Source organism: Streptomyces sp. NPDC059695, assembly GCF_042733785.1.
In the GTDB taxonomy this organism is placed as follows: Bacteria; Actinomycetota; Actinomycetes; order Streptomycetales; family Streptomycetaceae; genus Streptomyces.
In genome coordinates this window covers 15,006-31,810 of record NZ_JBHWFF010000011.1, presented here as the reverse complement: position 1 = coordinate 31,810, position 16,805 = coordinate 15,006, and the positions used below count along the sequence as shown (strand labels likewise).

At 74.3% G+C, this 16,805-nt stretch carries 16 protein-coding genes; 2 read left to right on the top strand and 14 right to left on the bottom strand.

Annotated elements, in window-relative coordinates:
- Positions 1-22: 22 nt before the first annotated feature.
- The 11 genes from ACFV2S_RS15710 to ACFV2S_RS15660 all read right to left on the bottom strand — a co-directional run bounded on the left by ACFV2S_RS15710 (position 23) and on the right by ACFV2S_RS15660 (position 9,506).
- On the bottom strand, positions 23-1,108 hold the full coding sequence (locus tag ACFV2S_RS15710; protein WP_385558442.1) for a sugar ABC transporter substrate-binding protein: 1,086 nt from the start codon (positions 1,106-1,108) through the stop codon (positions 23-25).
- 190 nt (positions 1,109-1,298) lie between these two features.
- Positions 1,299-1,880, bottom strand: coding sequence for a hypothetical protein (locus ACFV2S_RS15705; protein ID WP_385558439.1), 582 nt, complete (start codon positions 1,878-1,880; stop codon positions 1,299-1,301).
- A gap of 77 nt (positions 1,881-1,957) precedes the next feature.
- Positions 1,958-2,419 carry an Lrp/AsnC family transcriptional regulator gene (locus ACFV2S_RS15700; RefSeq protein WP_383795492.1) on the bottom strand — a complete coding sequence of 154 codons (462 nt, stop codon included), beginning with the start codon at positions 2,417-2,419 and terminating at the stop codon, positions 1,958-1,960.
- A 35-nt stretch (positions 2,420-2,454) separates the two neighbouring features.
- On the bottom strand, positions 2,455-3,555 hold the full coding sequence (gene trpS / locus ACFV2S_RS15695; RefSeq protein ID WP_385558436.1) for a tryptophan--tRNA ligase: 1,101 nt from the start codon (positions 3,553-3,555) through the stop codon (positions 2,455-2,457).
- A 221-nt stretch (positions 3,556-3,776) separates the two neighbouring features.
- The gene (locus ACFV2S_RS15690) at positions 3,777-5,021 is read right to left on the bottom strand and encodes a cytochrome P450 (RefSeq protein WP_385558433.1); all 1,245 of its coding nucleotides are present in this window, start codon (positions 5,019-5,021) and stop codon (positions 3,777-3,779) included.
- Complete coding sequence (locus ACFV2S_RS15685; protein WP_385558430.1) at positions 5,018-6,247, bottom strand: cytochrome P450; 1,230 nt, start codon at positions 6,245-6,247, stop codon at positions 5,018-5,020. Before ACFV2S_RS15685 ends, ACFV2S_RS15690 begins: the two co-directional genes overlap by 4 nt.
- Positions 6,244-6,870: an ATP/GTP-binding protein gene (locus ACFV2S_RS15680; RefSeq protein WP_385558427.1), complete on the bottom strand. Its 627-nt coding sequence runs from the start codon at positions 6,868-6,870 to the stop codon at positions 6,244-6,246. Before ACFV2S_RS15680 ends, ACFV2S_RS15685 begins: the two co-directional genes overlap by 4 nt.
- A complete protein-coding gene (locus tag ACFV2S_RS15675) occupies positions 6,851-7,204 on the bottom strand; it encodes a DUF742 domain-containing protein (RefSeq protein WP_383795457.1) in 354 nt (117 codons plus the stop codon). The genes ACFV2S_RS15680 and ACFV2S_RS15675 overlap by 20 nt, the downstream gene beginning before the upstream one ends.
- On the bottom strand, positions 7,201-7,602 hold the full coding sequence (locus ACFV2S_RS15670) for a roadblock/LC7 domain-containing protein (RefSeq protein ID WP_030690508.1): 402 nt from the start codon (positions 7,600-7,602) through the stop codon (positions 7,201-7,203). The genes ACFV2S_RS15675 and ACFV2S_RS15670 overlap by 4 nt, the downstream gene beginning before the upstream one ends.
- The gene (locus ACFV2S_RS15665; protein WP_385558423.1) at positions 7,599-9,209 is read right to left on the bottom strand and encodes a sensor histidine kinase; all 1,611 of its coding nucleotides are present in this window, start codon (positions 9,207-9,209) and stop codon (positions 7,599-7,601) included. Before ACFV2S_RS15665 ends, ACFV2S_RS15670 begins: the two co-directional genes overlap by 4 nt.
- Before the next feature lie 132 nt (positions 9,210-9,341).
- On the bottom strand, positions 9,342-9,506 hold the full coding sequence (locus ACFV2S_RS15660; RefSeq protein WP_385558420.1) for a hypothetical protein: 165 nt from the start codon (positions 9,504-9,506) through the stop codon (positions 9,342-9,344).
- Positions 9,507-9,637: 131 nt separating this feature from the next.
- On the opposite strand from ACFV2S_RS15660, the gene ACFV2S_RS15655 reads away from it, so the two are divergent.
- Entirely contained in the window at positions 9,638-9,985 is a 348-nt protein-coding gene (locus tag ACFV2S_RS15655; RefSeq protein ID WP_385558417.1) for a DUF190 domain-containing protein, read from the top strand.
- 137 nt (positions 9,986-10,122) lie between these two features.
- On the opposite strand, the gene ACFV2S_RS15650 is transcribed toward ACFV2S_RS15655, so the two are convergent.
- The 3 genes from ACFV2S_RS15650 to ACFV2S_RS15640 form a co-directional block, all read right to left on the bottom strand.
- Positions 10,123-11,316: a nitric oxide synthase oxygenase gene (locus ACFV2S_RS15650; protein WP_385558414.1), complete on the bottom strand. Its 1,194-nt coding sequence runs from the start codon at positions 11,314-11,316 to the stop codon at positions 10,123-10,125.
- 145 nt (positions 11,317-11,461) lie between these two features.
- Entirely contained in the window at positions 11,462-13,024 is a 1,563-nt protein-coding gene (locus ACFV2S_RS15645; RefSeq protein ID WP_385558411.1) for a mucoidy inhibitor MuiA family protein, read from the bottom strand.
- A gap of 8 nt (positions 13,025-13,032) precedes the next feature.
- Positions 13,033-15,099 (bottom strand): DUF4139 domain-containing protein, encoded by a 2,067-nt coding sequence (locus tag ACFV2S_RS15640; protein WP_385558408.1) that lies wholly within the window; start codon positions 15,097-15,099, stop codon positions 13,033-13,035.
- Between the two features lie 154 nt (positions 15,100-15,253).
- Here ACFV2S_RS15640 and ACFV2S_RS15635 point away from each other — a divergent pair, with 154 nt between their 5' ends.
- A complete protein-coding gene (locus ACFV2S_RS15635) occupies positions 15,254-16,666 on the top strand; it encodes a TerD family protein (protein ID WP_385558406.1) in 1,413 nt (470 codons plus the stop codon).
- The last annotated feature ends 139 nt before the right edge of the window (positions 16,667-16,805 follow it).

The window sequence follows — 16,805 nt, the reverse complement described above, 5'->3', positions numbered from 1 at the left end:
GGCCGGGTGGACAGGTCCGGCTCTAGGTGAGGCCGGCGTCCTTGCAGGCCGCCGCGTAGGTCGGCGTGCAGATCTGCTGGACCGTGTAGAGGCCGTCCTTGACGACGGTGTCCTTGATGTTGTCCTTGTTCACCACGACCGGGCCGAGCAGCTGGGCGGCGACCTTGTGGTCACTGCCGTTGGTCACGGTGGTGGGGACCAGGTCGGCGGGCAGCTTCTTGCCCTCCGCCAGGTTGACGGCCATGGTGGCCGCGATGTCGGCCTCCGGCTTGTACGGCTTCTCGATCGTGATGGTCTGGGTGCCGAGCAGGATCCGCTGGATCGCGTCGAGTTGGGCGTCCTGACCGGTCAACGGCACGTTCATCCCGGCCGCCTTGAGGGCGGTGGAGATGCCGGCCGCCAGTCCGTCGTTGGCCGAGTAGACCCCGACGATCTTGTCCTTGCCCAGCGAGCTGATGGCGCCGGACATCTGCTGGTTGGCGTTGTTCGGGTCCCAGTTGGGAGTGTCGTACTCCTTGCCGATCTTCACCTTGCCGTCGAGGACGGAGTGGGCGCCGGCCTTGAACTCGGCCGCGTTCGGGTCCGTCGGGGACCCGTTGTGCATCACGATCTCGCCGCTCTTGGCCTTGTCGCCGAGCGCGTCGAGGAGCGCCTTGCCCTGCAGCTCGCCGACCTTGTGGTTGTCGTACGAGACGTAGGCGTCGACGGGCCCCTGCGCGAGGCGGTCGTACGCGACGACCTTGACGCCCGCGTCATGGGCCTTCTGCACGGAGGACTGGATGGACTTGGCGTCCACGGCGTCCAGGATGAGGACCTTGTCGCCCTTGGCGAGAGCGGTGTTGACCTGCTGCTGCTGGGTGGTCGCGCTCTCCGCCGCGTTGTAGTAGTCGATCTGGGCGTCGGGCGCCAGCTCCTTGATCTTCTGCTCGATGTAGGGACGGTCGAACGTCTCGTACCGGGTGGTCTTGCTCTCCGGCAGCAGCAGTCCGATCTTGATCTCCTGTTTCTGGCTCCCCGCGCCCAGGGCCGTCGCGCTCGTCGCCATCACTCCGAGGGAGAGGGCCGCGGCTCCGGCCAGGGCGATCGCGCTCCGCAATGTACGGGTCATCGGAGGCTCCTTTCGTACGCCCCCTGTCCCTCACCTCGTGAGCGCGGGAACGAGGATGTACATATGGCCTATATATCGACATTAGCTGCAACCCCGGGACCGGCAAGCGGGTGAGCCCCGGCCGGCCCTCGGCACGGAAGTCACCCTGCGTGACGAGGAGGGATCATGGCGTGTCGGAGGCCCGCGCCGCTCAGGGGGCCGCTGGGCCCGTCGTGCCGTCGGCGGAGCGCAGGAGCCGCAGGAACGCCTTGAGGCCGGTGATGATCTCCTCGTTGTCGGTGAGACGGTTCACCGTCGCCTCGAACTCGCGCGCGAGCGCGGCGATCCGCCGGTCGGTCGCGTCGGCCCGGCCGTGCGCCGGGAGACCGACCGCGTCCACCGTGCGGCGCAGCTCGGCGAGGGCCCGGTACTGCTCCTCCGCCTTGCCGTCGAGCACCGTCGCACCGCCCTCCAGGGCGGCGACCCGCTCGCGCAGCGCGACCACGTCGTCACGCGGGTACGTCACCTCCCGGAGCAGCAGGCCGAGCCTCCGGCGCAGCTGCCCGAAGTACGCCCCGGCCGGCCGGAAGGCGGTGCTGAGCAGGAAGAAGTCCTGGCCGGCCGCGGCGTACAGGTTCCACGGCGCCGTGAGGAGCAGGAGCAGCCACAGCAGCCCCAGGGCTCCCGCCCCCACCGCGAGGACCGTTCCGGGCGGCGCCCCCACGGCGTACGCCGGCACCAGCGCCCCCACCGCGAGTCCCGCGGCCACGAACCCGCCCACGACCTTGCTCATGCGTCCCCCCGAACCGGTCCGCCCACCCGTGCCGTCATGCTCCCGCCGGGGGCCTGTGACGGCATGAGTACGCCTCCTCAGATCGGGCGTTCTCCCGGCGCGGGGTCCGTGGCGACCGGCCGCTCGAAGAAGGTCTCCAGGGACACCGTCGCCTGCGTGCCGCTCACGCCCTCGATCGCGTACAACCGCCGCAGCACGTCCTGGAGTTCCACCGTCGTCCCGGTGCGCACCTTCACCAGGACCGAGGCGCTGCCGGCGATGACGTGCGCCTCCTGGATCTCGGGGATCGCGGCGAACGCCGCCGCGGAATCCCCGATCCAGGCGGACGAGTCCACCATGACGAAGGCGAGGACGTCCTGCCCGAGCGCCGCGGGATCGACCTCCACCGTGGTGCGGCGGATGATCCCGCGCTCCCGCAGCTTGCGCACCCGCTCGTGCGCGGCACCGGCCGACAGGCCCACGGCCCTGCCCAGCACCGCGTACGCCTGCGTGGCGTCGCGCTGGAGCTCGGCGAGCAGCGCCCGGTCGATGGCGTCCACGGTCCCCTCCGTCATTCCCATGCCGGAAACATACGTCAGTAGCTGCTGTTCATCGCCGCCCGCACCTCGCTCAGGGTCCCGTCCGCCACGGCACGGGCCCGCTCGTTGCCCTCGCGCAGGATCCGGCGGAGGTACCCCCGGTCCCCCGCGTACTCCGCGCGGCGGGCCCGGATCGGCGCCAGGTACTCGTTGACGGACTCCGTCACCGTCCGCTTCAGCGCGGCGGATCCCGCGGAGCCCACGTCGGCCGCCACCTCCTCGGGTGTCCGGCCCTGACAGAGCGCCGCGAGCAGGAGCAGGGACGCCACCTCGGGACGGCCGGCCGGGTCGTAGGCGATGTGCCGCTCGGAGTCCGTCTTCGCGCCCTTGATCAGCCGGGCGGTCTCGTCGGCACCGGCGGCCAGACCGATCGCGTTCCCGCGGCTCTTGCTCATCTTGGTGCCGTCCGTGCCCAGTAGCAGCGGCGCGTCGGACAGCAGGGCGTCGGGTTCGGGGAAGACGGAGCCGCCGCTGCCGTAACGGTCGTTGAAGCGGCGGGCGACGGTACGGGTGATCTCCAGGTGCGGCAGCTGGTCCTGGCCGACGGGGACGAGGTTGGCCTTGCAGAAGAGGATGTCCGCGGCCTGGTGGACGGGATACGTGAACATCAGACCGCTCACGGCGGACTGCCGAGAGTGCGCGATCTCGTCCTTGACCGTGGGGTTGCGGTTGAGCTCGGCCACCGACACCAGGCTGAGGAACGGCAGCAGCAGCTGGTTCAGGGCCGGGACGGCGCTGTGGGTGAAGACCGTGCTGCGCTCCGGGTCCACGCCGACGGCGAGGTGGTCGAGCACCAGCTCCTCGACGTGCTCGGGGAGCCGGTCCGCCACGTCGCGGTCGGTCAGGACCTGGTAGTCCGCGATGATCACGAACAGCTCCACCCCGAGGTCCTGGAGCCGGACCCGGTTGTGCAGCGTGCCGAAGTAGTGCCCCAGGTGCAGCCGCCCGGTGGGACGGTCGCCGGTCAGCACGCGGAAGCTCCCCGGATCCTTCAGGATCCGCTGCTCCAGGACCGCGCTGCGCGTCCGCGCGGCGGCCGTCCCGAGCGCGTCCGTGGCGGCGGGGAGGGCGGGGACGGCGGGGGTGAGGGTGCTCATGAGGTCTCCTGGTAAGGGTCGGTGGTGCCGTCGGGACGACGGAGCCCATGAGCCAGGAAAGCGAAAAGGGCCGTTCGTCCGAACGGCCCGGTCGTGCGTGGGGGACGGCCGCTCCTAGGAGGAGCGCCACCAGCTGAGGCACGACGACAGATGCATGGAGCCAGCATAGCGCCCCGCGGCCGAGGCCACGGGGCGCTTCGAGCAGGACGCGCGGGAACCCGTCAGGACAGGACGACCGGCAGGTCGAAGAGGTCGTTCTGGGTGACCACCGGCTTGTTGCGGAGCTCCTCGCGGCCGACCGCCAGACGGAGCTGCGGGAAGCGCCCGTACAGCGCGGGGAGCGCCACCGACGCCTCCAGGCGGGAGAGCGCCGCGCCCGGGCACACGTGCGGGCCGTGCCCGAAGGAGATGTGCCGGTTCGGCGTGCGGGTCACGTCGAACGCGCCCGCCGTCGGTCCGTGCTGCTCCTCGTCCCGGCCGATCGCGCCGAACGACACGATCAGCGCCGCGCCCTTCGGCAGGATCCCGTCGCCGACCTCGATGTCCTCGGCGGCGAAGCGGATCAGGACGTGCGAGGTGGGCGTCGACCAGCGCAGGGTCTCCTCGATCACGTTCTCCCAGGGCACCTCGCCCTTGAGCACCAGGGCCCGCTGCTCGGGGTGCGTCTCCAGGGCGACCACGGCGTTCACGATCAGACTGATCGTCGTCTCGTGCCCGGCCGCCACCATCAGCTGGAGGGTGTTGGTGATCTCCTCCGTGGTCAGCCTGTCACCGTCCTCCGACGCCTCGATCAGCGCGCTCGTCAGGTCGTCGCCCGGCCGCTCCTTCTTGCCCGCCACGATGCCCGCGAACAGCGTGCCCAGGTCCGCCATCATCTGCGGGACCTCCTCGGGCGGCGTCTGCGTCGAGAAGAACTTGTCGAAGAGCGCCTTCATCCGCGGGTGGTCGGCCGGGTCCACACCCATCAGCTCGCCCACGACGTTCATCGGCAGCGGGTACGCGAACTCCGCCTTCAGGTCCACGACGTCCCCCGCCGGACGCTCGGCCAGCCGGTCCAGCATCCCCTCCGTGAGGGACTCGATGCCCGCGCGCAGCCGCTCCACCCGACGCGCCGTCAGCGCCTGGGCGACCAGGGTGCGCAGCCGCCGGTGCTCCTCGCCGTCGACGGTCAGCATCGACCGGCCGGGGTTCGCGAGACCGATCAGCGGCCAGTCCAGCGGTATCTCGCCGCGCTGCCACGCACCCCAGACCTCGATGTCCTTGACGAGGCGGGCGTCGGTGAGCAGCTTGCGGGCCTCGGCGTGCCGCGTGACGGCCCAGCAGGGCACCCCACCGGGCAGGACGACACGGGCCAGCGGGCCGGCGGCGCGCAGCCGTGCGCTCTCGCCGTCGAGGTCGCTGACGAAGGGGTCAAGCTCGATCACATCGGTGCCGGACGCGGCGGTGTGGTCGTACGGGCAGCTCATCCGAGGGCTCCAAGGGCGGGGGTCGGGGTGTACGTCACGGGGAGCGCGGTCAGGCCGCGCAGCCAGGGGGAGGGGCGGCGGGCGAGAGCGCCCTCGGCGACCGCGAGGTCCACGTCCGGGAGCCGGTCGAGCAGCACCTCGATCCCGGTCCTGGCGATGGTCTCGGCGACCTCCTGGGCGGGGAACGGGCAGCGGTGCTCGCCGTGGCCGAAGGAGAGGTGCGCGTTGTTGCCGCCGGTGAACGCGCCGGAGTCGGTGCGCACATGGGGGTCGGAGTTGGCGGCGGCCAGGCCGAGCAGCAGGAGATCGCCGCCGCCGATCCGGCGCCCGCCGAGGTGGGTGTCGCGGGAGGCCCAGCGGCCGGCGACGTTCTGCGTCGGGGTGTCCTCCCACAGGACCTCGTTCATCGCCTCGCCGACGCTGTGCCGGCCGCCGGCGAGCGAGGCCGCGAACCGGTCGTCGGTGAGCATCAGGCGCAGCGAGTTGCCGATCCAGTCGGCGGTGGGCTGGTGGCCCGCGGCCATCATCACCATGAGGTCCTGGGCGACCTCCTCGACGGTGAACCCGGCGGTGTTCGCGAGCATCCGCGAGGCCACGTCGTCGTCCGGATCCGCGGACTTGGCGGCGAGCAGCGCGAACATCGACTCCGCCAGGTGGCGCTGGCCTTCGAGCGCGCCCTCCTGCCCGTTGATCATGTCGTTCATGGCGGTGACCAGGCCGGGGCCCTGCTCGTCGGCGAAGCCGTAGCAGCTGGCCAGGACGCGCACCGGCAGCAGCATCGCGTACTCGGCGATGATGTCGCAGGAGCCCTTGCCGCACAGCGCGTCGATGAGCTCGTCGGCGAACCGCTCGGTGCGCTCCCGCAGGACGAAGGGGTCGATCGCCTCCAGCGCGTCGGAGACGACGCCGGCCCGCTCGCGGTGGCGCTCGCCGACCGTGTAGAGGATGGACGGCTGCTTGCGGCCGATCATGGGCAGCAGCGGCCAGTCCGCCGGGATGGCGTCCCACTGGTTCCACAGGTCGGAGTCCCGGGAGAACAGGACCGGGTCGCTGGTGACCTGGTGCAGTTCGCGGTAGCCGAGGACCAGCCAGGCCGGCACGTCCCCGTCGAGCACGACCGGGGCGACGGGCCCGTGCTCGCGGCGTATCTGCCGGTACAGCTCGGTGGGGTCGGTCTGGAACCGGGGCCCGCTCAGCGGGACCGGCTGGGGCTCGGGGAGGGTCACGGGGTGGGCTCCGGGAGGGGATGGGGGGTCGGCCGCGAGGCCGCGACGACGGTCCGCAGGTGTTCCACGAGCGAGATCAGCACCTGCTTGCTGGACTCGCGCGACCGGGCGTCGCAGAAGACCAGCGGGACCTCGTCGGGGAGGTCGAGGGCCTCGCGGATCTGGGCGGGGGAGTGGGCCGGGCCGCCGAAGTCGTTGCAGGCGACGACGAACGGCGTGCCGTGGTGCTCCAGGCGGTCGATCGCGTACCAGGAGTCGGCGAGCCGGCGGGTGTCGACGAGGACGACGGCGCCGAGCGTCCCGGAGAACAGCCGGTCCCACAGGAACCAGAACCGCTCCTGGCCGGGCGCTCCGAACAGGTAGAGGACGTTGTGCGCGTCCAGCGAGATCCGGCCGAAGTCGAAGGCGACCGTGGTGGCCGTCTTCGCGGCGATGCCGACGGTGTCGTCGACGCCCTCGCCGGCCTGGGTCATGGTCTCCTCGGTGTTCAGCGGACGGATCTCGCTGACCGAGCGGACCAGGGTGGTCTTGCCGACTCCGAATCCGCCGACGACGACGATCTTCAGTCCGTTGTCGGCGGTGCTGTGCAGGGTCTGGCGCTGTTCAGAGGTTACGGAGTCCAACGAGCACCTGCTCCAGGATGTCGTGATCGGGAAGGCGGTACGCGGCGCGGGGGTGCCGCGCGCTGATCCGGCCGGTGTCGTGCAGGTCGGCGAGGAGGATCCGCGTGATCGACACCGGCAGGCCGAGCCCCGCCGCCACCTCCACCACGGCCGTGGGGAAACGGCACATGCGCAGGATGGCGGCGTGCTCGGACTGCATGCCGGCGACCGGGTCGCTCTCGGCGACCACCAGCGTCACCAGGTCGAAGGCGTCCGACCCGGCGCGGGTGCGACCGCCGGTCAGGGTGTAGAGCCGGTCGGGAGAGTCGTCCCGGCCCGGCCTGCCGCGGCTCATCCCCGGGGCCTCGCGACCAGGTACTCGCCCAGCTGTTCCACCAGTTCGGACATGTTGTGGCCGACGAGCCCGGCGTCGGCGTCCTCGTCGGCGACCAGCGCGAGGTGGGCGCCCTCGCCGGCCTCCACGATGAACAGGATGCCGCCGTAGAACTCGGCCATCGCCGAGCGGACCCCGCCCGTGCCGTCGCCGAACTCCACCGAGGCGCCGTGCGACAGGCTTTGGATGCCGGCGGCGATCGCGGCGAGCTGGTCGGCCTGGTCGACGGAGAGCTCGGGGGTGCGGCAGAGCTTGAGCCCGTCACGGGAGAGCACCAGGGCGTGACGGGTGCCCGGGGTGCGTTCCAGCAGGCCCTCCAGGAGCCAGCTGAGCTTCTCGTCGGTGGTGGTGCCGGTCATGACGGGGTGCCTTCCGGGTACGGGGGGTTCGTGCGGGGAGCGTCGTCGCTCGGCGCGGCGACGGGGGGTTCGGCGGCGGGCTCTCCGTCGGGCGTGGTCCGCGGGCCGGCCGCCGGAGTCCCGGTGCCGCGGACCGCCTGGCGGAAGCTGCCGAAGCGGGTGGCCGCCCCGGCCGCGGCGCCCGTGCGCGGGCCCTCGGCACGCGGCTTGGGGGCGGCCTCGGGGCCGTCGGGGTGGGCGGCGGCCATGGCGCGGCCGCGGCGGCGGCGCGGCAGGCCGCTCTCGCCGAACCGGGGGTGCTCGCCGGTGCTCTCGGCCGCGCCGTCGTGGGTGGGCGCGGGCTCGACGGCCGGAGCACGGGTCGTCGTCGCGGCGGCCGGGGCGGGCGGCGCGGGGGCGGCCGGCCCGGGTGTCGCCGGGGCGCGGCCCGTCAGCGGGGGAAGGCCGGCGGCGGGGGCGGCGGCCTGCTCGGTGGGCACGTGGCTGATCAGGTCCTGGGGCAGCATCAGGAGTGCGCCGGTGCCGCCGCGGGCCGAGGGGCGGAAGGACACGGTCAGACCGTGCTTGCGGGCCAGCCGGCCGACGACGGCGAGACCCAGGCGGGTGCCGGAGAGACCGGCCAGGTCCTGCGCGGTCGAGCCGACCGCGGCCTCCGCGCGGCGCAGCTGCACGTCGCTCATCACCAGGCCGCTGTCCTCGACCGCGATGATGACTCCGGCCGGGACCTCCTCGACGTAGACGTGGACCTCGGCGGTGGGCGGCGAGAAGTTCGCCGCGTTGTCCATGAGTTCGGCCAGGGCGTGCATGACGCCCTCGGCCGCGTGCCCGGCGACGGCCGCGTCGCTGCTGGAGTGCAGCCGGACCCGCTGGTAGCCGCTGATCCGGCCCATGGCGCCGCGCAGGATCGATTCCATGACGATGGGCCGGGCCCAGCGGCGGCCGGACCGGGCGCCGGTCAGGACGGCCACGGAGTCGGCGAGGCGGCCGGCCTGGGCGGTGCGGTGGTCGAGGTGGAGCAGATCGGTCAGCACGTCCTCGTCGGCGTGCCGGTGCTCCATCTCGCGCAGGTCGGCGAGCATGCTCGTGGCCAGCGCCTGCATGCGGCCGGCCGCGTTGGCGGCGGCGGCCATGGCGGCGGAGCGGGCGGACTCGGCGCGGCGCAGCCGGGCCTCCAGCTTGCGCCCCTCGTCGGCCTGAGCCCGGGTCAGCTCCTCGGTCCGCGCGGTGTGGGCCCGGGTGAGTTCCCGGGTCGCGGCGGTGTGGGCCGCCTCGGCGGCAGCGGCCTGTGTCTCGTACCGCTCCGTCAGCGTCGCGGTCTCGCGCGCCGATTCGGCTGCCCGCCGGGCGGCCCCGGCCTGGACGGAGGCGAGTTCGGCGGTGAGGGTCTCCACCCTCCGGCTCAGTGCGCGCGAGGTGCGCCCGTACCAGGTGACCGCGCAGGCGGCGGCCGCGAGGAGCAGCACGCCGCAGGCGGCGAACCAGCCGAGTGCGGAACGGATCTCGGCCGGCGCCGCGGCGGTCGCGGCGACGGCGAGCGCACCACCCGCGACGGCTGTCAGCATCGAGGCGAGCAGGGCAGGGCGGAAGGGGGTGGACGGCGCCGACATCAACCAGACTCTCGAGAACAGGCACGCGGGGTGGGGAGTCGTAACGACGGCACTATAGATCCGATCTTGATCGGTTCGGAACCTCCCTTGATCGGATCGGTATGCAGATCACGGCACATGTTGCAGAAATGATCAGCCGGTCGACGCGGACGGAGCCCCGTTCCGCCACACCGTCAGATCGAGCGTCAGGTAGGTGCTCGGCGAGTCCTCCGGCGAGAAGGCCTTGACGGTGACGAGGCCGAGATGGCCCGTACCCGTCGTGACGCAGACCTGACGGCCCGGCGACAACGTGTTCAAGCCCCCCGCGGGGACCGGCCCCAGGGGCACCGGCGCCTGCCGGCCCCCGCCCCCGGAGGCGCGACCGTAGACTCGAAGTGCGGGCCCGCCTCGCTGACGCGCGAGGGGCCGCGTACGGCAGGGAGGCGGCGATGACCAGGCTGACGGGCAGGGCCCTGCGGGTGACGGTCTTCGTGGGGGAGTCCGATCTCTGGCACCACAAGCCCCTCTACACCCAGATCGTCGGGCGGGCCCGTGAGGCCGGACTCGCCGGCGCGAGCGTCTTCCGCGGCATCGAGGGCTTCGGCGCCTCCTCGCTCATCCACACCCAGCGGCTCCTGTCCCTGAGCGAGGACCTCCCCGTGGCCGTGGTCGTCGTCGACACCGAGGAGAAGATCCGCGCCTTCCTGCCCGAGCTCGACGACCTGGTCGGCGAGGGTCTGGTGATCCTCGACGACTGCGAGGTCGTCCGCTACGTCGGCCGCCGGAAGCCCGGGTGACGCTGCCGCGGGCGCCCGGGACCCCGGACGCGCTCACTCACCTCCAGCGTCCCCCCAGGACGTCCGGGGGACCACTCGACGGGCGGGCCACCTCCCGCCCGGCCCTGCGGCCCCCTCCCCGGCGCGGAGCGTCCCCGTCACTGGCCCCGGGCGAGGAACGCGGGCCGCAAGGACGTGTCCACCGGGTCGTAGTACCGGTGGAAGACCGGAGTCGCGGAGCCCGACACGGGCGGCACGATCCAGCTCCAGTCGGCGGGCGTGGGCCTGCCGTGCCTGCTCTCCCGCGCGATGTGCCGCAGGAACCGCTCGGACTCGGTGTGATGGTCGGCCATCGTCACCCCGGCCTCGTGGAAGGAGTGCAGCACCGCCACGTTCAGCTCCACGAGCGCCCGGTCGCGCCACAGCGTCCGCTCCGAGGAGCGGTCGAGGCCCAGGCGGTCGGCGACCACCGGGAGGAGGTCGTACCGCTCGGCGTCCGCGAGGTTGCGGGCGCCTATCTCCGTGCCCATGTACCAGCCGTTGAACGGCGCCGCCGGATAGCGCACGCCACCGATCTCCAGCGTCATGTCGCTGATCGCCGGCACCGCGTACCAGCGCAGCCCGAGGTCAGCGAACCACCCGTGGTCCGGATGGCGCAGCGGCACCTCCATGACGCACCCGTCCGGCACCTCGTACCACTCGGGCCGCGCGCCCGGACGCTCCTCGACCATCAACGGGAGCACCTGGAAAGGCTCTTCGTCCCGCTTCCACCCCAGGCCGACGGCGCGGGCCGTCGACGAGGCGCCGCGCGGATCACCCGCCCACCGGCCCTCGGGGGTGCGGTGCCCCGCGTACCGCACGAGCTGGTCGTTGACGATCCGCGGCGCGGGGCGGCCCGGCCGGTCCGGGGCGAACACCGAGATCACCGGACGGATCCGGCCGCCGTTCCCCGCGAGCCGCAGGTGCTCGAAGCACTGCGCGGCGATCCCCTCGGCCGTCGTGACGTGCCGCAGGTCGCGCACCACGAGGCTGCGCCAGTAGAGCCGGCCGATGCAGCGGGCAGCGTTCCGCCAGGCGACCTGGGCACCGAAGGAGAGCTCGGCCGGGGTGTGCGCGTACGTGCCCGTCCGGCCGATCTCGGCCAGGGCCTCACGGACCCGGCGCTCCGCGTCCCCGGCGCCGGGCTGCTCCCGGTGGAACTGCCGGAGGAAGTCCTCGGCCTCCCGGCGGTCCGTCACCCGGGGCGCGGGCGCCGGTGAGGGGCCGTCCGGCCCGTCGGACGGAGAAGCGGACGTGAACGGACAGGTGCTGACAGCGGCGGCCTTGCGGCGGCGGCCCAGACTGAAGACCAAGGTGTTTCCCTCCCGCCCCCATGACTACCGCACGCATCCGCGTGATTGTGGAGAGTAGGGGGAGTTCCGGATGGGGGAGGGTGCGTGCTGCTAAAGTGCCCGGCGCCGAAGGCCCGCGCGCCGCGCCGCCGTCGGCCCCGGGTCCTCAGAGCCCCGCGACCTTGGCCGCCGCCGACAGCTCGTACACCAGGGTGACCGTGCGTCGGCCGCCGGGCGGCAGCGAGACGTCCCAGCGGACGATGCCCTCGGCGTCGACCGCCCCGGGCGCCGGGGAGCAGGCCTCCTCGCGCAGGCGCACCTCCACCGCCGACACCTCGGAGACGGGAATCCGCTCGCGCAGCACGATCACCCGGTCGCCCCGCTCACCGGGCGGGGAGAACCGGGAGACGTGCAGCCGGACCGTGCGGGTGACCACGGTCCGCTGCGTGAGGCCCGTGGTGTCGCGGGACTCCTCGGCGGACCGGACCACCCGGTGGTCGTCACGGCTGCCGAAGGCCAGCTCGAAGGCGGCGCCCGGAGCCGTGAAGTCCAGAGAGCCGCGGCCGGTGAACCCGCTGCCCCGGACGAGGTCCACCGGCCCGGCGAGCAGCGCGTGACCCGACAGGTTCTCGCCCCGCACCACCTGCGTGACCAGCGGGGACAGTTCGGGCGAGCAGGCGTACTCGCTGCTCGCGACCGTCGTGAACGAGGACAGCGGCACCCGGTGGGCCCGCCCGTCCGAGGGCACGGAGACCCGCGCGGGGGCGTGCAGGACGCGCGCCTCCCCGCCGTCGTCCACGCCCGGCAGACCGACCACCGCGGCGGGTCCGAGCGTCGTGATCTCCTCCTCGCGGACCTCGACGTCGATCGTGCGGCGCTCCGCCGCGGTGCGCTCCTTGAGCGTCAGCCGGTCCTCGGTGAGCCGCGGCGGATCGGTGGCGAGCGCCGACCGCGCGGTCGACAGCGTCAGCCGTACGTCGGACCAGTCCTCCCCGGTGCGCTGCCAGACCACGGCGTCGGTCTCCACGGTCAGCGAGTCCCCGTCCAGCACGGCGCGGTACGCGGGCCGCCACAGCGCGCACGGGGTGAGGTGGCTCACCCGCAGCCGTACGGGCCCGGCGGCCGAGGCCTCCACCGTCAGCTCCAGATGGGCGACCAGCTCGGCGGGTTCCTCCTCGGCGAGCTCCAAGGCCCTGTGGGCCGCGCCGATTTCAGCGGTGAGTTCCGTCAACCGGGCCTCGACGAGGCGGAGTTCCTCGCCGTGGGTGTCGCGTTCGGCGTCCACGCGGTCCAGTTCGCCGCCCCAGCGGGCCCCGTCGGACTCGCCGAGGCCGGCTCCCTCCCCGATCTCCCGCAGCAGGTCGGCGGAGAGCAGGCCGAGCAGGTCGAGACGGGCCCGCAGCCGGTCGCGCCGCTGCTCCGCGGCGAGGCGTTCCTCCTCCAGGGCGTGCGTGCGGCGGCGGAGGGCCGAGTCGTCCTCGGCGGGCGCCGCCGGTGCCCGGGGCGTCCAGTCCCGGACGATCCGCGCGTCGAGCACGGTGGCCGGGCCGTCGGAGGTCAGCTCCGCGTGGAGGGTGCGGTCGACGGCGAGCGCGCCGACCGGACCGAGGCGCAGGCGTCGGACGCCGGCCTCCAGGTCCAGCGTGGCGGTCCGCTCGACGTGGGCGCGGTCCTCCAGACAGGTGACGGCGGTGACGGGCAGGGGGATCGGCCGTGGTTCCGTGGTCATGGTGGGTGTCAGCTCCTGCGGTTGCCGTCGACCAGGGCCTTGCCGGCCGGTATGCGGATCTCGTAGCCGCCGTCCAGCGCGGCGGTGCCGCCGGCGGGCAGCTCCACCCGCCAGACGCGGGTGCCCGGAGCGTGCCGCTCCGGGGCGGCGCCCTCGTCGGGCTCCGCCCAGTCGGCGCGCTCCTCGATGCGGACCTCCGCTTCGGAGGAGACCGGCACCCGCTCGTGGACCTCGACGGTGACGGGGCCCGCGAGACGGTTCGCCAGCTCGACGTGGACGCGGTGGTCGAGCACGGTGACGTTGTTGCGCAGACCCGCGGTCGACTCCTTCAGATGCGTGCGCCGGGTGACGCGGACGCCCTCGGCGGGCCCCAGCCCCAGCCGGCGGACGCCACCGGGCGCGAGCGTGGGCAGCGCCGCGGTCACCAGGAAGTCGTCGTCGACGGTGACCTCCACCGGGCCCGCGAGCAGCGCCTGGCGTGTGGTGTTGGAGACGGCGAGGGTCGCGTACACGGTCGGGTCCACGGACGGCACGCACAGGTGCTCGGTGTGCAGGACGACGGGGATCTCGCCGACGGTGACGGTGTGCCAGGTGCCGTCCGAGGGCACGTCGGCACGGGCGGCGGCGTCGAAACGGTGGTCGAACGAACCCGCCGACGTGCGGGGGCGCACCGCGTGCCGGGGCAGCGGCAGCGCCGCCACCGCCTCGGCACGGCGCCGGTACTCGTCGGCCACCGCGTCGGCGGACGCGCCGGGGAAGAGCCGGCCGCGCCGGGCGCCGGGCTCCTCGGGGCCGGCGAGCACGAGGGAGGCGTAGTCGAGTTCGGCGCCGCTCGGCCGCGGCGGACCCACCGGCGGCGGAGGCGGCGGTGCGCCGGGGGCCGCCGGGGCCGGGGGCGCGAAGGCCTGGGGCGGGGGGGCTCCGAAGCCCGTGCCACCGCCGGACGGCCGCCCACCGGGACGCGGCGCCGCCGACCGCGCGCGGGCCGGCGCGCCGCCGCCGAGGGACTCCGGGGCGGAGCCGTACGCGGCACCGGGCTGCGCGGGTCCGGCGGGCGGCGGGGGCGGCGGCGGAGGTACGGGAACGGGGGCGGCCACGGGAACGGGCACGCCGCCGCCCACCGCCGAACCCCCGGCGAAGCGCTCCGGCGCGGGACCGGCCGCCTCGTACCCGGTGAACAGATCGGCGAGCCCCGCCGGGGGTTCGCGCCAGCCCGAGGGCGCGGGCGCGGACTGGCGGCGGCCGATCCGGACCGAGCGCAGCGCCGGGAGGTCGGTGCGGCGCCGCAGATCGGCCGTGGCGAGCGCGACGCGCACCCCGGTCCAGTCCTCGCCGGTCCGCTGGGCGACCGAGGCGCGCAGCACGAGCCGGCCGCCGCCCTCGCCCTGACGGTGGGTGAGGCGGTACGTCGGCACCCAGACGGCACCCGGTACGCCGTACTCCAGCTCCAGTTCGACCTCGTCCGCCGCACCGGCTCCGTCGAGGGTCAGCACGGCGCAGACCGTGGTCTCCACAGGGGCGGACGGCGCGTCGGTGGAGGCGCGGTGGAGCCGGTCGAGGGCGACCTCCAGCTCGTGCTCGGCACGCAGCACCGCCTCGTCGAGCTCGGCGAGCCGGCTGTGGAGCGCCGTCAACCGCGCGTCGACGAAGTCGGCGAGCTCCAGCCACGCCTCGACCGGAGTCCGGCGGTGCGGGTCCTCGCGCCTGCGGGGCGGCGGGACCGGGCGCAGACCGCCGACCTCCGCGATCAGCGTCCTGTGCCGGTCGCGGCGCGCCCGCGCCGCCGCGTGGACCTCGCTCAGCCGGTCGACCTCGCCCCGCGGTCCGTCGGGAACGGCGTCGCCCCGGGGCTCCGCCTCGACCTCCACGCGCGCCTCGGTGACCCGCACGGCGGAGCCGCCCAGGACCCGGGCCCGCAGGGAACCGGGATCGACCGTGCGGGGCAGGCCCGTCACCCGCACCCGGCCGTCCGGCGGCACGGTGCCCCGCGCCAGGCGCCGGCACAGCGCGCCCTGCGCGTACACCACGACCGAGTCGAGGGCGGACCCCCACCTCCGCGCCGCACCGATCGTCATGCGTCCCCCCTCGCCCGTGGCCGTCGGGGGCAGCCTACGCCGGAGCGACCGGCGGGCCCCGGCCTTGTCCGGGAACGCCCGGCCGCTGCAAGATCCTTCGTGTGAGGGTCTCGGGTGGGAACGCGGAGGAAAGGGCCGGTGTGTCGTGGGGGAGATGACCAAGGGGAGCAACGGATTCGTTCCGTCGGTGCCGTTGAGGATCGCCGTGCGCGGCGGGGTGGACGCGATGGCGCTGCTGCTCGTCGGCACGGGCACGGTCAGGGGTGACGGGGACGTCGTCTTCCACGGTGCCCCGGCGCACCCCTCCGGAGCCGTCCGGCTGACCGGGGCGGACGCCCGTACGCAGTGGCTCGAGGTCGGTCTGACCGCCGTGGAGGAGCAGGTCACCCGCGTGCTCCTGGTCGGTTCGACGGAGCGGGGCGCGATGCGGGACGCCCCCGGTCTCTCGGTGGAGGCCTTCGCGCCCGACGGCACCTCGGTGGCGCGGTACGACGTCACGGACGCCGGCGGGGAGACGGCGATGGTGCTGGCCGAGCTGTACCGGCGGGCGGGCGGCTGGAAGTTCCGCGCCGTGGGCCAGGGGTGGGTGAGCGGACTCGCGGGACTGGCCACGGACCACGGCGTGGACGTGGCCGACGCCGCACAGTCCGGGGGAGGACCTGCGGCACCGCCCGCGCCCGCACCGGCGCCCGTGCCCGCTTTCGCTCCGCCGCCGGCCGTTCCCGGATTCGCGCCTCCGGCCGCCCCCGTGCCCGCCTTCGCACCGCCCGCCGCGGCGGTCCCTCCCGTGGCCGCCCCTCCCGCGGCCCCACCCGTGGCGCCCGTCCCTCCCGGCGCGGCCGACCGGTGGACGTACGGGCCCGTCTTCGAGCCGTACACGGAGACCGGCCGGGACAACGACGTGATCACCGTGGGTGGGCTCCCGCCGGGGCCGGTCGTCGTCCAGCTCGACGTCAGGGGCGACGGATACACGGGACTCTGGGTGCTCGACCGGCGCAACAAGGAGAAGGACAACCTCGTCAACAGCACGGAGGAGGACTTCCGGGGCCGGCTGCTCGCCACCGTGCCGGCCCACGGCACCCTGCGCCTGAAGCTCCAGGCCGAGGGGCCCTGGCAGGTCCAGGTGTCGCCGCTGGCGGCGGCCCGCCGCCTGGCGGAGGAGGAGGCGGAGTTCCGCGGCCCCGAGGTACTGCTGCACACGGGAGGGGTGGCCGACCTGGTCGTCCACTACCGAGGCGACGACAACCTCATCGTGCACGTCTACGAACTCGCGGGACACGACGACCCCACGACCCTGCCGCGGTACGAGAACGCGGTCAACGAGATCGGCAAGCGGCGCGAGACCGTGCCGCTGCCCGAGGGGCCGCTCGTCGTCCAGTTCGAGATGGCGGACGGCCCGTGGCGGGCGCGGCTCAAGCGCGTGCAGCCGCCGACCCGGTCCCTGCCCCCGGCCCCGCCGGGCGCGTCGGCCCCCGTCCCGTTCGCCGCCCCCGGCGCTCCGGCCTGGCCGGACAAGCAGACGGAGTCCGGACACCGCAGGAACTGGTTCTCGCGCGGCCGGGACTGACCCGGGGAGACCGCCGCCGCCCGGCAGGGCCGGGGGCGTGGGGGGGGGGGGGCCCGCGGGGGGGGCGCGCCCCCCCGCGCGGGGGGCCGGGGGGGGGGGGGCGGGGGGGGCGGGGCGGGGACCGCTCGCCCCCGGCGCC

Coding starts and splice junctions, on each gene's coding strand:
- trpS (WP_385558436.1), bottom strand. CDS start 3,555: ATGAGCACCCTCACCCCCGCCGTCCCCGCCCTCCCCGCCGCCACGGAC.
- ACFV2S_RS15705 (WP_385558439.1), bottom strand. CDS start 1,880: ATGAGCAAGGTCGTGGGCGGGTTCGTGGCCGCGGGACTCGCGGTGGGG.
- ACFV2S_RS15645 (WP_385558411.1), bottom strand. CDS start 13,024: ATGACCACGGAACCACGGCCGATCCCCCTGCCCGTCACCGCCGTCACC.
- ACFV2S_RS15655 (WP_385558417.1), top strand. CDS start 9,638: ATGACCAGGCTGACGGGCAGGGCCCTGCGGGTGACGGTCTTCGTGGGG.
- ACFV2S_RS15670 (WP_030690508.1), bottom strand. CDS start 7,602: ATGACCGGCACCACCACCGACGAGAAGCTCAGCTGGCTCCTGGAGGGC.
- ACFV2S_RS15690 (WP_385558433.1), bottom strand. CDS start 5,021: ATGAGCTGCCCGTACGACCACACCGCCGCGTCCGGCACCGATGTGATC.
- ACFV2S_RS15635 (WP_385558406.1), top strand. CDS start 15,254: ATGACCAAGGGGAGCAACGGATTCGTTCCGTCGGTGCCGTTGAGGATC.
- ACFV2S_RS15640 (WP_385558408.1), bottom strand. CDS start 15,099: ATGACGATCGGTGCGGCGCGGAGGTGGGGGTCCGCCCTCGACTCGGTC.
- ACFV2S_RS15675 (WP_383795457.1), bottom strand. CDS start 7,204: ATGAGCCGCGGCAGGCCGGGCCGGGACGACTCTCCCGACCGGCTCTAC.
- ACFV2S_RS15710 (WP_385558442.1), bottom strand. CDS start 1,108: ATGACCCGTACATTGCGGAGCGCGATCGCCCTGGCCGGAGCCGCGGCC.
- ACFV2S_RS15665 (WP_385558423.1), bottom strand. CDS start 9,209: ATGTCGGCGCCGTCCACCCCCTTCCGCCCTGCCCTGCTCGCCTCGATG.